The sequence below is a fragment of the Halobacillus halophilus DSM 2266 genome (assembly GCF_000284515.1).
Taxonomy (GTDB): Bacteria; Bacillota; Bacilli; order Bacillales; family Halobacillaceae; genus Halobacillus; species Halobacillus halophilus.
Genome location: NC_017668.1, coordinates 2,278,139 through 2,291,252 on the forward strand (window position 1 = coordinate 2,278,139; position 13,114 = coordinate 2,291,252).

14 protein-coding genes are annotated in these 13,114 nt (G+C 39.9%); all 14 read right to left on the reverse strand.

The features are described 5' to 3' along the window. Window positions 1-26: 26 nt before the first annotated feature. Window positions 27-1,337, reverse strand: coding sequence for a ribosome biogenesis GTPase Der (der, locus tag HBHAL_RS11195; RefSeq protein WP_014643530.1), 1,311 nt, complete (start codon window positions 1,335-1,337; stop codon window positions 27-29). 247 nt (window positions 1,338-1,584) lie between these two features. Next, window positions 1,585-1,770: a capping complex subunit for YIEGIA gene (locus HBHAL_RS11200; protein ID WP_014643531.1), complete on the reverse strand. Its 186-nt coding sequence runs from the start codon at window positions 1,768-1,770 to the stop codon at window positions 1,585-1,587. A gap of 3 nt (window positions 1,771-1,773) precedes the next feature. Next, window positions 1,774-2,655, reverse strand: coding sequence for a YIEGIA family protein (locus HBHAL_RS11205; protein ID WP_014643532.1), 882 nt, complete (start codon window positions 2,653-2,655; stop codon window positions 1,774-1,776). Then, window positions 2,652-3,311, reverse strand: a complete 660-nt coding sequence (locus HBHAL_RS11210) for a YphA family membrane protein (protein ID WP_014643533.1) — start codon at window positions 3,309-3,311, stop codon at window positions 2,652-2,654. Before HBHAL_RS11210 ends, HBHAL_RS11205 begins: the two co-directional genes overlap by 4 nt. A 21-nt stretch (window positions 3,312-3,332) precedes the next feature. Continuing rightward, entirely contained in the window at window positions 3,333-4,361 is a 1,029-nt protein-coding gene (fni, locus tag HBHAL_RS11215; protein ID WP_014643534.1) for a type 2 isopentenyl-diphosphate Delta-isomerase, read from the reverse strand. 17 nt (window positions 4,362-4,378) lie between these two features. Further along, the gene (rpsA, locus tag HBHAL_RS11220) at window positions 4,379-5,521 is read right to left on the reverse strand and encodes a 30S ribosomal protein S1 (protein ID WP_014643535.1); all 1,143 of its coding nucleotides are present in this window, start codon (window positions 5,519-5,521) and stop codon (window positions 4,379-4,381) included. 102 nt (window positions 5,522-5,623) lie between these two features. After that, window positions 5,624-6,205, reverse strand: coding sequence for a lysophospholipid acyltransferase family protein (locus HBHAL_RS11225; RefSeq protein ID WP_014643536.1), 582 nt, complete (start codon window positions 6,203-6,205; stop codon window positions 5,624-5,626). Beyond that, the gene (cmk, locus tag HBHAL_RS11230; RefSeq protein WP_014643537.1) at window positions 6,205-6,888 is read right to left on the reverse strand and encodes a (d)CMP kinase; all 684 of its coding nucleotides are present in this window, start codon (window positions 6,886-6,888) and stop codon (window positions 6,205-6,207) included. The genes HBHAL_RS11225 and cmk overlap by 1 nt, the downstream gene beginning before the upstream one ends. A gap of 159 nt (window positions 6,889-7,047) precedes the next feature. Further along, window positions 7,048-7,710 carry a flagellar brake protein gene (locus tag HBHAL_RS11235; protein WP_014643538.1) on the reverse strand — a complete coding sequence of 221 codons (663 nt, stop codon included), beginning with the start codon at window positions 7,708-7,710 and terminating at the stop codon, window positions 7,048-7,050. A 122-nt stretch (window positions 7,711-7,832) separates the two neighbouring features. After that, entirely contained in the window at window positions 7,833-9,164 is a 1,332-nt protein-coding gene (ypeB, locus tag HBHAL_RS11240; protein WP_014643539.1) for a germination protein YpeB, read from the reverse strand. A gap of 11 nt (window positions 9,165-9,175) precedes the next feature. Further along, a complete protein-coding gene (gene sleB / locus HBHAL_RS11245) occupies window positions 9,176-10,000 on the reverse strand; it encodes a spore cortex-lytic enzyme (protein WP_014643540.1) in 825 nt (274 codons plus the stop codon). A 117-nt stretch (window positions 10,001-10,117) separates the two neighbouring features. Next, entirely contained in the window at window positions 10,118-10,777 is a 660-nt protein-coding gene (gene prsW, locus HBHAL_RS11250) for a glutamic-type intramembrane protease PrsW (protein WP_014643541.1), read from the reverse strand. Window positions 10,778-11,064: 287 nt separating this feature from the next. Next, window positions 11,065-12,024: an asparaginase gene (locus tag HBHAL_RS11255; protein WP_014643543.1), complete on the reverse strand. Its 960-nt coding sequence runs from the start codon at window positions 12,022-12,024 to the stop codon at window positions 11,065-11,067. A 91-nt stretch (window positions 12,025-12,115) separates the two neighbouring features. Further along, window positions 12,116-13,048, reverse strand: a complete 933-nt coding sequence (locus HBHAL_RS11260) for a YpdA family putative bacillithiol disulfide reductase (protein ID WP_051005640.1) — start codon at window positions 13,046-13,048, stop codon at window positions 12,116-12,118. Between the last annotated feature and the right edge of the window lie 66 nt (window positions 13,049-13,114).

The following is a 13,114-nucleotide window of genomic DNA, read 5'->3' on the forward strand; positions in this document are numbered from 1 at the left end:
ATACCTGCTCCCTTCTTGAAATTCCCTTAACTCCGCTTTCTGGCGAAGATTTTAATAGGCGTACCTTCAAAACCGAAAGCTTCACGGATTCGATTTTCAAGGAAACGCTCATAAGTGAAGTGCATCAGTTCCGGTTCGTTTACAAAAACTACGAAGCTTGGAGGTTTAACAGACACCTGCGTGGCATAAAAGATTTTTAACTTTTGTCCTTTTATGGAAGGTGATGGATTCATAGCCAAAGCATCCATAATCACTTCATTTAATATATTTGTTTGAACACGTTTGGCATGATTCTCACTTGCCTCCAGTATTCTTGGAAGTAAGGTGTGAACACGCTTTTTAGTTTTGGCTGATAAAAATACAACAGGAGCATAATCCAAAAAGCGAAAGTTTGAACGAACCTTGTCTTCGAATTCTTTCATCGTTTTCTCTTCCACTTCCACTGTATCCCATTTATTTACTACAATAATAACAGCTTTTCCGGCTTCGTGAGCATAGCCGGCTATCTTTTTATCCTGTTCCTGAATTCCTGTATCTGCATCAATCAAGGATAAAACCACATCGGAACGCTCTATAGCTTTCATCGCTCTCATTATACTGTATTTTTCAGTAGCCTCGTAGATTTTTCCGCGCTTTCTCATACCTGCCGTATCAATTATAACGTAATCTCGATCATCTTTTGAAAAAGGGGTGTCTATAGCATCTCTAGTTGTTCCTGCTATATCGCTTACAATGACTCGTTCTTGTCCTAAAAGAGTATTTACTAATGAAGATTTCCCAACATTAGGACGACCAATAACACTAAAACGAATAATATCGTCGTCGATCTCTTCTAGTATTTTTTCCGGGAAGTATTTTACCACTTCATCCAGCATGTCCCCAAGGCCTAAACCGTGTGTACCGGATATAGGGTGAGGTTCTCCAAAACCAAGAGAATAAAATTCATAGATGTTTTCTCTCATTTCTGGATTATCAACTTTATTTACGGCAAGCACGACAGGTTTGTTTGATTTGTACAGGATCTTCGCAACTTCTTCATCAGCACCTGTAATTCCATCGCGGCCGTTAACCATGAAAACAATAACATCCGCTTCATCAATAGCTACCTGAGCTTGCTCTCTCATTTGAACAAGTAAAGGCTCATCACCAAGTTCAATGCCACCCGTGTCAATCACATTAAACCGTTCGTTCAGCCATTCTCCCTCTGCATAAATACGGTCTCTCGTCACTCCAGGTGTATCTTCTACAATCGAAATTCTTTCCCCGACAAGCCTGTTAAATATAGTTGATTTCCCTACATTCGGCCGTCCAACAATAGCCATGACAGATTTTCTCATGAAAGGATCTTCCTTTCTTCTTTTCTATTTTTAATTATTCCACGTTTTCTTCATCTTTAAAATACCGAGGTACAACAAGAAACAGAATTCCACCTAAGTTTTCTATTCATCTGTACCACGCAACATAAAAATACTGCTCTTCCGCGGATAGCTGATGCGCAGCTTCCTTCCGCAGAACAGCAGAAATCCTTTAACTCTAATATTTTAGCAGACATTAATAAAATAAACAATTACTGATCCGCTTTCATCAGTGCTTTACTATGATATATAATCGATCACTCAAAGCGTGTGCGATCCCATCAAGGATAGCTTCAAGATTAGCAGCTACAGCTTCCATTTCTTCTTTGGTTTCACAATGGAAAACGGCCGTGCTCCCGGTTACTTTTTCGGATTGGGTGGTGATCGCTGCTAGAATTGCTTTTTCCATCTTCATATTTTAGCCCTCCCGGTTTCTTTTCCTTGACGGCATTTGTATGGCATTTTCCAGTACTGGCACAGAGGAAATAATCTCTTTGGCTCTTACAGGATCTTTCTCCTGAGGTAATATAAAAACACCAATTCTCCCATCGTTAAGATCTCGTTTAATTAATGGAACGAGGGCAGGGGTCCCAGAATCTCTAAAAACTCCAAGGGTGACGGAGACATCATGTAATATGGCTTGACGCTGGCCAAGATTAGCTATAGTGGAGCGAACACTAAAAGACTTAGGGGTCAATATGAAGCCCATCCCATACTTTAATATTTCGTCCTGACGTTCAGGAAGTCCTATGTTCATGATATAAATGTTATCTACATACAAACCTGCTCCTTTAAAGCTAAGTTCTGAGAGTTCCACCGTTACGATATCGGAAAGCTTGGAACCACTCATTAACAGGGAAGAAATAATAAAACACACTACAGCAGCACCAAGAGCTGCCCATCCATTTACGGCAAGATAGCACAGCGTGACAACGAAGGAAGTAAATATAACGAGGTAATTTCTACTTTCAAAAGCGACAGCAATCCCTTCAATATAAGTGTTTCCCCGGGGTACAAGTTCAAAAGAATCCATTTCTGTTAACGTATTTCTTTCCATGTTGCGGACTTCCCTGAATTGGGAGGCAGCTAACGTTAAAAAGGTAACAGCTGTAAATTCCTTCTCCATTATAGAGGGAATGGCTATAGTCCCGAGTGAAGCCGCTATAAAACCCAGCGATAAATGAATAATTTTCCCATGTAAATAGGTAGGATACTGACGATAGTCAGTTCGAAGCATAAAGATTCTTAAAGCCGTACCCACCGAAATACCTGCAATAATTGGATAGGTGTATTCATTCACACATACGCACCTCCTTTTTTAATTGTTTTAATCTTCTTCTGTTGCAAAGAATCCTTTAATCGATGAATCCCATACATGATAAGTAAAACGATCATACCTTTTAACACAAAAATTATCGTTTGTTGATTGAAAAAAGGTTCTTCCAAAATGTAAATTGAAAGTACCAAATAAGACCATAATGTACCAAATGCATTAATTAGCAGCCATGCCCCCATTAAACTAGGGAGGTCCTGAAACATTTTATGTAGAACAAACAAGAAAAATATTACTCCCAGGTAAACACCCGGGAGTCTGGACCAAACTGGCTGCACCAGTAGAAAAAGCTGTACGGCTGTATAACCAATACTTAACACAATTGGCCAGAAATGCTGGATCATATGTTTACGAGTGATCTTCCAGAAATAAGTGCCAAAAATGCCTAATAGCAAAACAAAGTAAAGCTGAAAGTTTATGAACTGATTATCACCGACGGTATATGTACACATAATGATCCAGATAAAAAGTAACAACCTACTCCGCAAATTTGATGATGGAATGAAAAAAAAGATGATAAGCGCAAGGACCCAAGCATACCAGTAGTAAATAGCCGCCAAACCTTTCCACCCCTTCCTCTTTTTATTATGGATCACTATGTCCTTCTTTAAACATCTGCCCATACAAAAAGCCCATGATTATAATCATGGGCTAAGTCTTTGGTCTGACCATTCTTTAGTCCGGCCAAATAGTATATAGGGGTTATGTGACAAGTCATGAATATTGGATGCATTCAACAGCATCATCGCAATTTTAATCTCTTCGTGGATATGACAAATTTCATTGACCAGAGCCTCTTCACCTTCTTCAACCAGAACACGAAGAAGGCCTCCAGCCATTCCAAATGCCTTTCCTCCTAAAATGAGTCCTTTCACTCCATCCAGACCATGGCGAACACCCCCGGAGGCAATAATATGAAGGTCCGGGGACACAGAAGAAGATTCCAAAATGGAAATAGGGGTAGGGATTCCCCAATTATTAAATGATGATAAGGGGGTGGCTCTTCTCATATTCTCTACTTTAGAGAAGTTTGTCCCCCCCTGACCTCCTACATCAATGTAACGAACCCCCATAGAATATAAGGTTTCCACTGTCTCTTTCGACATCCCATACCCTACTTCTTTTACGATCACAGGAATAGACATCTTAGATACAATCTCTTCTATTCGACGAAGACGATGGGAAAAGTCTCTGTCTCCTTCAGGCATTATTAATTCCTGAAGTGTATTAATATGAATTTGCAGTCCATCCGCTTTAAGCATGTCGACAGCTTCTTCTGCCTGAGGAACGGTAGCTTCACTACCCACATTTGCAAAAATGACTCCCTCAGGATTTACTTCCCGAACAACTTCATAGGTAGATCTCTCCTCGGGATTTTTAATGGCTGACATTTGGGAACCTACAGCCATCCCAATACCGGTTTTACTTGCGGCTAAAGCGAGGTTCCGATTAATCTCTTTCGTTTCTTCTCCACCACCACCGGTCATTGCATTAACAAAAAGAGGGGAACTCAAATGAAGTTCCCCTACTTGTGTTTCTATACTCAATTGATTAAAGTCCAGACGGGCCAGACTTTGATGAACGATTTCCACATCGTCAAAATGATTGTGATAAGCTCGTTCGTGACCTAATGCATGGCGGATATGATCAATTTTCCTCTCAGACCTTGTCATATCCAACACCCACTCAATTATTTTTTGTATTTATCCAGTTTATCGCCAATCATATCACTCAGGGAGAAACCGGAATTGTCTTCTTCCTTCTCATACTGCTGGTACTCTTCTCTAGTTTGTTCAGCTTCAAGTTCTTTCATACTTAAGGAAAGACGTTTAGCTTCTCCATCTACGTCTAACACTTTAACTTGTACCTGCTGTCCTTCTTCCAGGACTTCACCAGGAGTACCAATGTGGCGATTGGAGATTTGTGAAATGTGAACAAGTCCTTCAACACCTGGGAACACTTCTACAAATGCTCCAAAGCTTACTAAACGGCGAACCGTTCCTTCTAACACTTCTCCCTGTTTCACTTTTTCCTGAATATCATGCCACGGACCAGGCTGAGTGGCTTTCAAGGAAAGAGATATTCTCTCATTATCACGATCAACAGATAGTACTTTAACTTTAACCGTCTGCCCCTCTTCAACTACATCAGATGCTTTTTCTACATGCTGATGAGACAGTTGGGAGATATGTACTAATCCGTCAATACCTCCAAGGTTTACAAACGCACCGAAGTCTGTCAATCTTTGAACAGTGCCTTCAATTACCTGACCATCTTCAAGTGAGTGCAGTACCTCCTGCTTTTTCGCTGACTCTTCCTCTTCCACTACTGCCCTGTGAGAAAGAATGACACGATTTTGTTCTCGATCCAGTTCAACCACTTTCAGAGAAAGGTTTCTGCCTTTATAGTTTTCAAAATCTTCAACATAGTAAGTTTCTACTAGAGAAGCAGGGATAAATCCTCGAAGACCGATGTCTACAACAAGACCGCCTTTTACAACGTCTTTAACTTCAGCTTCAAAAATTTCTCCACTCTCATACTTGTCTTCCAAGTCCTGCCATGCTTTATCTGCATCAACAGCTCTTTTAGATAGGACGATTTCATCATCTTCTACCTTTTTAACTTGCAGGGTCAACTCGTCCCCTTCACTGACTGCATCTGAAGCTTTTTCAACATGAAGGCTGGATAATTCACTAATAGGTACAATACCCTCAACTTTATATCCAACATCTACGAGGACTTGTTTTTCTTCAATTTTAACAACTTTACCAGTAACAATGTCCCCGGCAGAGAATTCTTGCATTCCAGATACTTCTTGATTCATTTCATCCATACCAAGCTACCTCCTTCAATTTCCGACACAACCTTTAAAACAGAAATGCCCTTTTTTCTAACTTCTAATATTTAGAGCTTTTTGTCAAGTGATTACGCTCCATCAGCTGTGAATTTTATGCAGTTTTCTGATTTCTTCCATAATTCGATCTGTTACGACTTGCGCAGAAGCTTTTTCCTCACGGTATCCACTCATATCAATGGGTTCACCATAAACGACCTTCAACCGTTGAAACTTCTTATAAGGTCCTACTATAGCGCAGGGAACAATATAGGCTTCAGAACGTAGAGCAAAGAAACCTGCACCAGCCAAACCCTTTCCAATTTCGCCATTTTTTTGTCTTCTTCCTTCCGGGAAAAGACCGAGTACATGATTATTATTAAGAATTTCCAGACCTTGACGGAGCGCATTACGATCACGCATGCCTCTTTTTATTGGAAAAGCATGGACTCCTTTAAGAATTCCCCCAATCAGCCTGTTTTTAAACAATTCTTCTTTGGCAAGGAAGTAAATGTCCCTGCTGTTTGTAATACCTACTACAGGTGGATCTGCATTAGATATATGATTGGAACAAACAATAACTGGACCTTCTTTGGGAATATTGTGTTGACCAATAACTTTAATCCGGTATAAAGGGTAAAAGATGACAGCACAAATCCATTTACCCAGCTTATATAAGCTCATTATTTATCCCCCCTCTCCTTCTTTTCATTTACTACTTTAATTATCTGCGCTACTACTTCTTCTATTGTTAAAGAGGTGGTGTCTACAATAACGGCATCGTCAGCTTTTACAAGCGGAGCAACTTCACGGTTTGAATCAATTTCATCACGCCTGCGGATTTCTTCCTTAAGGTCTTCCAGGTTTGAGTCGTACCCTTTGGACTGGTTTTCTTTATGACGTCTTTCTGCTCTTTCATCCACAGAGGCAATCATAAATATCTTTACATCAGCATTAGGCAGTACATGAGTCCCTATATCTCTGCCATCCATCACGACCCCCTGGTGATTAACGAGTTCCTGCTGGCGGCTTACCATTTCTTCCCGGACGTCTTTATGCTTGGATGCAATAGATACCTGGTTCGTAACATCGCTTGTTCTTATATCGTCCGACACATCCTCACCATCAAGAAGGACTCTCTGTCCATTCTCGCTCTGCACTAATTTTAAATCCGTTTTCCTTAATAATTGTGCCAGAGCATATTCATCTTCAAGTGAGACACCATTATTTAAGGCTTTCCAAGTTAATGCACGATACATTGCCCCCGTATCTACATATATTAAAGATAATTTTTCAGCTACTCTTTTTGCTACAGTACTTTTTCCGGCAGCAGCTGGGCCGTCGATTGCAATTGTCATAGTATCCATGAGTTCAGTTTCCTCCAATTTACCTTATACAAATAAAAGCGCACTTAAATAACGAAAGCGCGCCTAAGAGCCCTCAGACGGTTAAACCCACCATGAGAGACTCTTAATTACTCTGTACAGAATAACATAACTAATTGGAAAAAATCCATTATTATGTAGCTACTTTAGTGCCTTTCTGCGCATGTTCATCTGTTGCTCAAAACAATATCGAATGATCAGCTGACGCTGTTTTTCTAAAATATTTTCAAATTGTATGGATACTTGATTTTTCTTTCCGTTGTCTTGTTGAATTGTTCTTACTACGATTCCCTCAGATTCCACGTACCGGTTCTCGCCGGAATTCATAGGAAGAACTAACGTTAAGTTTACGCGCTGGCACCTATACATCTGTACATGATAAGGTTCTAAAATTGCTGCTCCGCCCCCACTAATATCCTGAGTCACTGCCGTAAAAGATTGATTTTCAAATTGAACCGCAACATCTATTGAAGCGTCTACACGCACATATTTTCTGCGCTGTATCCGAATAAGGTCTTTTTGAGGAGGAAGTGTCAGTACGAGCACCGGAATGTTTAACTTCTTTCGTGCTACTACCTCCGTGTTAAAACAATATACGGATTGATCTTCAGTAATAAAGCTCGCCTGGATTTCAGTGCCTTCCATAATAAAAGCCGCTTTATCTGTCTTTACGTTAATAGGATAATCAATATAGATATACCCTTTCGTGTGATCAACAAGTTTACACTTATATTTCTCTGGTTCTTCCTTATCCTTCGAGTTAATTTCTAAGGTGATTGGCATACCAATTTTTAAAATCTGCATATTATCCCCCAACTATCTAAGGCTTTTGTATTGATTATATTATCTCATTTTTATATAAATATGGAAAGTGTATAGGTCTTGTGAATTAAAAAAACCGCCAGACCTATGGCGGTTTTTCTAAACTAATTAAATTTGACTTCGGCTTTTTTTAATGTTTCCACTTTTTCTTCCTGACCATTCTGAGCGTTTATAAATATTCTATACGTCGTATTTTCTTTAGTGGTTAAAAATTCGTAACATAATACGAGCTCTTTTAAGTCATTTTCGATGACAGCCAGTCGATTTTCCTGTATTTCTAATCCCGGGTTTACTTTGGAGCGTGCTTCTTCCTCTGTTATTTCAGGTTTTTCGATTTCCCGGTCCTGGTGATCATCGTAGTAATCTCTTGCGGATAAACCAAGTACTTCACCATTATCCAATCCTACTTTTACAACTACAGATTCCGGATAATAGCGAATGTCATCCTTAGTATAAACATAACGAAAGATCCCTATGTTATTATACTGGTTCGTTTCAGCCAGCTCTAAACCTTCTGCCTCAAGTCCTTCTACATATTTCTCAGCTTTCTTGGATGCTTCGTGAAGACTAATTTCCACCTCTCCCATTTTGCGGCTGATCATAATGGTTAAAGGGTGCCCTCCCTTTACAGTTAAATCCATATAACCATTTCGCTTTCCATTATCAAACGAAGCCGTGTAAGTCGGTACATCAGCTCCCTTACCTGATTTAGTAAGAGTAAGTTTATTAACATCAACTTTCTCAAGCCATTGACTGGCAATTTGTTTGGCTTTTGCTTCTGAAATAGGGTCCCCCTGTAGATTTTTATAACTTTTCTCTGGACTGGCAGCCGTTATACCTGTTTGAGCGGTCGTTTGTGTATAACCGTCAACCGTTTTCTCTACGGTCTTAAACCCATTCACAATAGTGTTATCGCCCGCTTCATTGTTTGTAGAAAGTGCCAGTTGTACATCCATCCAGCGCAAATTATCTTTCAAAACAACATTTTGTACTTTGCGTAACTCGGTTTCAATCTCACCTGAATGCTTATGAAGCTCTTCCAGTTTTTTTATTTCTTTTTCACTTAAAGGCTTCTTCTCTAAGTCGCGAATAGCGGTTCTATAAGCGAAATCCCCTATTTCATAAAGAAATTCTTCCGTCTTATTAAACGGGAGCAGAGTAAGCGGAAGCTGACCCACATCTGAATTTGCTTCCGAGGTGATTCTCCAAATTTCAGCCAACTGTGGCGAAAGCTGCTGTCTCGTGTTCATAGCCAGTGTAGAACCTATTTTGTCGTGCAGAAGATCTACGTTATAAGTGAGTTCGTGAAATGCGCGTTGGTAACTGTTCTCCGCCTGAATAAGTACTGCATTTTTATCCTGATTTTCCTTGTAGCCCCAGACGGTTGTCCCTACAGCTACTATACTTAATACGACAATTGTAATCCAGCGAACCATTCTTCCACCTCCTATTTACAGAATATATGCTTACCAATCTTCTTAATTTGCGGCCTTGACCATATCCAATCTGATGTTGCCGTGTTCGGATTAAAATAATATATAGCCTGACCAGAAGGATCCCATCCGTTGATCGCGTCCATAACCGCTTCTTTTGCCGTTTCATTAGGCTGAAGCCATATCTGTCCATCACTTACCGCAGTAAAGGCTCGTGGTTCAAAAATAACTCCTGAGACGGTGTTCGGAAACGTTGCGCTCGACACCCGGTTAAGAATTACAGATGCTACTGCCACCTGACCAACGTAAGGCTCACCTCGTGCTTCTCCATACACAGCATTAGCCATCAATTGGATATCATTCTGAGAATACCCGCTTGGAACATTAACAGCTGTTGGCTCCTGTTTCTGAGGAGGTTCCTGGTTTCCTTTTGGTTTCTGCTGTTTAACCTGCTGAGTTTTAGGAGTACCCCCGTAATACGTGAAATCATTCCCTCTTCTCACTTGCTCCTGAACAAATCCCTTATCATATTTACTAGCTTTGGTCAGTTTATTTTTCACTTCTCCCCCTACTAAACCATCAATTTCAAGACCAAATTCATATTGGAAATTCCGAACGGCCCAATAGGTGCCCCATCCAAAAACCCCATCGATATTACCGTTATAAAACCCCAGATATTGTAATCTGGCTTGTAGTTCAATCACATCATCTCCGGTGGTCCCATGCTGTATAACTTGATTTGAAAAAGCTTCTACAGAGTTGACAGATGTCCATTCTGAAACAGGAAAGATGAGCATAGCGGCTCCCAATCCAATGATTATCATTTTCTTCCATATCATCTGAGTTACACCCCTGACCAGTAGTATTATTTATAAGATTAGTGTCCATCCATTTATAAACTTTATACATGTTTATCCATTAAAAAAACCGCCGTTGCAACGGCGGTTTACTTTTTATCATGTTTTTTGAAGGTCTTCATGATGTTCATTGGCCAATCTTATCTTTCTGAATCCTATCACCCATAAAACAATCATAAATGGTGTAATCCAGTACAGCCATGTCTGGTTCAATACCGTAATAATATAATCATACAAGGTATGAAAACCCACTGGAATTAGTAAGGCTAAACTTAAGCATAAATTTTGGTTTTTGCTGGCGAATTTTGCTTTACCCATGTAAAAGCCCATAAGAATTCCAAACAAAGCATGAGAAGATACTGGAAAAACTGCTCTTAATAGGGCAATCTCAATGCCATTTGAAAAGATATAAATAATATTTTCTATTGTTGCGAAGCCTAAACTAATTGCCACACCATAGATAATTCCGTCATAGTGATGGTCAAAATCTGAGTGCCTATAAGCAACAAATAATAGAAAAAACCATTTAAAAAATTCTTCCATTAACCCAGCTAAGAAAAACGACCTCAATAGCGGAGTCTGAAATACCCCTTCAGTTTCAAAAGCATATTGAATAAACATCAAGGGAAATACCATGATGATGCCAATAATAAACATGCGGATGATCAGTGGGAGCGGTTCTAGCTCAATTCTTTTACTTAAGTATATGAATGTCATAATTGCTATAGCAGGAGATATGGCTGCAGTCAGCAAGGCCATAAAAATCAGCCCTCTCTCATTCTTTCGCCTTATTTCAATGGTATCATGAAGAATGTGGAAAAGGAATAAGGGATACGTCCGAATGGATAAATATCAAAAAAGCACCAGCTTGGCTGGTACTTTTTTATCAGGCTTGATTAGAATTTCACACATGATTTGTCTGGAAGAAAGAATACCTTCGAGAAAAATAATAGAGAAAACTCTGATAAATAGAAACGGGAAGTGCAGAGCATAGAGTTCTTTCACCAGGAAGAGCCTTAGAAAAAGGCTTATGCTCCAGTGGAAGTTTAATAAGTAATATCGCCCTCGAAATTGGAAGCTAGAATAACCGCTAATTTTATCCGGGCTTTCTTACTATCGTCATCATCTCCCAGAATGACACCATGCTTATAGAGATCGTAGGCACTACCTAAATAATCATAAGTCGTATAAACGGAACCTTCTTCTGATGTTGTAGTAATGACAATTCTCACTCCTGCTTCAATTGATTTAACAATTTCAGCCATCATTCCGGGTGCTACTTGCCCTCTTCCTACACCTTCTAATATTATGCCTTTCGCCTGACTCTCACGTGCAGCTTTAATAAGAGCTCCGTCCGCACCTGAATAAGTTTTAACGATGTCCACCCTTGGAATATCCGTTATAAGATCATATGTTTCTCTATTTATCGGTTTTTGATAGATATGAACTTCGTCGTTATCAATAATGCCTAAGTAACCAAACCCAAAAGCATTAAACCCCTGGATATTCGAAGCGTGTTCTTTCTTTACATATTTAGCTGGAAATATACGTTCATTAAAGACCACTACAGCCCCTGCTCCATGCAAATCCTGACTACACGCTGAATAAATGGCATGTCTCATGTTAATATAAGCATCACTGCCCATCTCGCCTGGCGACCTCTGAGATCCAGTTATAACTACTGGTCGCTGATCATTAATGGTTAAGTCAAGAAAGTATGCACTTTCCTCCAAAGAGTCGGTGCCATGAGTCACTACCACACCTGAAACCATATCATCTTCAAAGTAAGCTTCAATTTTCTCTTTAAGCCATATAAGATCTTCAAAGCCTACGTGCATACTTGGTTTTTGAAATACAGAGTCGATTACTACATCAATATCCGTTGGAAGCTTCAGCATTTCAGCCAGCTCCTCACCAGTTAAAGCACCAGAGGATAATTTACCAGACTGCTTATTAGGTACACTAGCTATGGTACCTCCCGTAGTAAGTAAAACTACTTTACTCAAAATAAAGCCCCCTTTAAACAATGCGGAATGATAATTTATACAAAAAATCTCCCAAACCTTCTTTGAAGCGGGAGATAGCTAAACGGATGGCTTAATTCTTACTGCCAATGGCACGAGCGATTTTTCCGCCATGATGCCGACCATTTTCAATAAATATCTCATTATTGTTGTATCCAGCTGCAATTACGCCAGCGATATAAATACCAGGAACATTGGTTTCCATACTATCTTCATTATAATCAGGGCGCCCGGTCTCTCTATCAAACTCAACGCCCATCTTAGTCAAAAAGTTATGGTCGGGGCGGTAGCCTGTCATAGCGAAAACAAAATCGTTCGCAATACGTTTTTCCTGCCCTCGGCATTCGTAAATGACCTCGGTCTCAGTAATTTCTTTAATATGCGCACAAAAATCCATACTTACGGCACCTTTTCTTACGAGAGCTTCGAATTGAGGTAAGATCCATGGCTTAATACTTTTTGAATATTCTTCACCGCGATATAAAACCGTAACATTAGCTCCGGACTTTTCCAATTCCAGAGTGGCATCTGCTGCTGAATTTTTTCCACCGATAACTACGACATCTTTATTATAGTAGGGGTGGGCTTCCTTGAAGTAATGCATAACCTTTGTAAGCTCTTCTCCCTTTATACCTAAATGATTCGGCTGGTCGTAGTAACCGGTCGCAATGACCAGGTCCTCCGCTTTATATTCCACCTGTTCACCTGTCCGCTTTTCAGTCTTAACTATAAATCCTGATTGCTCCTGTTCCACGTGCATTACTTTTTCGAAAGCATTTATGCGTAACTCTTCCCTGCCAGCTACTGCACGGTAATAGGCGAGAGCCTCGTTTCGCACGGGTTTCTGACGTTCCGTGATAAACGGAATTTTTCCAATCTCCAGCTTTTCACTCGAACTGAAAAACGTTTGATGAGTTGGGTAATGAAAAATAGAATTAACAATATTCCCTTTTTCTATAATTAATGGTTCAATGCCCATTTTCTTTAGCTCTATGGCTGTACTCATACCGCAGGGGCCACCGCCAATTATGATGACTTTTTCTTCCTGATGCACGTTACTCACTCCTTTTTC

Coding starts and splice junctions, on each gene's coding strand:
- der (WP_014643530.1), bottom strand. CDS start 1,337: ATGAGAAAATCTGTCATGGCTATTGTTGGACGGCCGAATGTAGGGAAA.
- HBHAL_RS11200 (WP_014643531.1), bottom strand. CDS start 1,770: ATGAAGATGGAAAAAGCAATTCTAGCAGCGATCACCACCCAATCCGAA.
- HBHAL_RS11210 (WP_014643533.1), bottom strand. CDS start 3,311: ATGGGCAGATGTTTAAAGAAGGACATAGTGATCCATAATAAAAAGAGG.
- fni (WP_014643534.1), bottom strand. CDS start 4,361: ATGACAAGGTCTGAGAGGAAAATTGATCATATCCGCCATGCATTAGGT.
- rpsA (WP_014643535.1), bottom strand. CDS start 5,521: ATGGATGAAATGAATCAAGAAGTATCTGGAATGCAAGAATTCTCTGCC.
- HBHAL_RS11225 (WP_014643536.1), bottom strand. CDS start 6,205: ATGAGCTTATATAAGCTGGGTAAATGGATTTGTGCTGTCATCTTTTAC.
- cmk (WP_014643537.1), bottom strand. CDS start 6,888: ATGGATACTATGACAATTGCAATCGACGGCCCAGCTGCTGCCGGAAAA.
- HBHAL_RS11235 (WP_014643538.1), bottom strand. CDS start 7,710: ATGCAGATTTTAAAAATTGGTATGCCAATCACCTTAGAAATTAACTCG.
- ypeB (WP_014643539.1), bottom strand. CDS start 9,164: ATGGTTCGCTGGATTACAATTGTCGTATTAAGTATAGTAGCTGTAGGG.
- sleB (WP_014643540.1), bottom strand. CDS start 10,000: ATGATATGGAAGAAAATGATAATCATTGGATTGGGAGCCGCTATGCTC.
- prsW (WP_014643541.1), bottom strand. CDS start 10,777: ATGGCCTTGCTGACTGCAGCCATATCTCCTGCTATAGCAATTATGACA.
- HBHAL_RS11260 (WP_051005640.1), bottom strand. CDS start 13,048: ATGAGTACAGCCATAGAGCTAAAGAAAATGGGCATTGAACCATTAATT.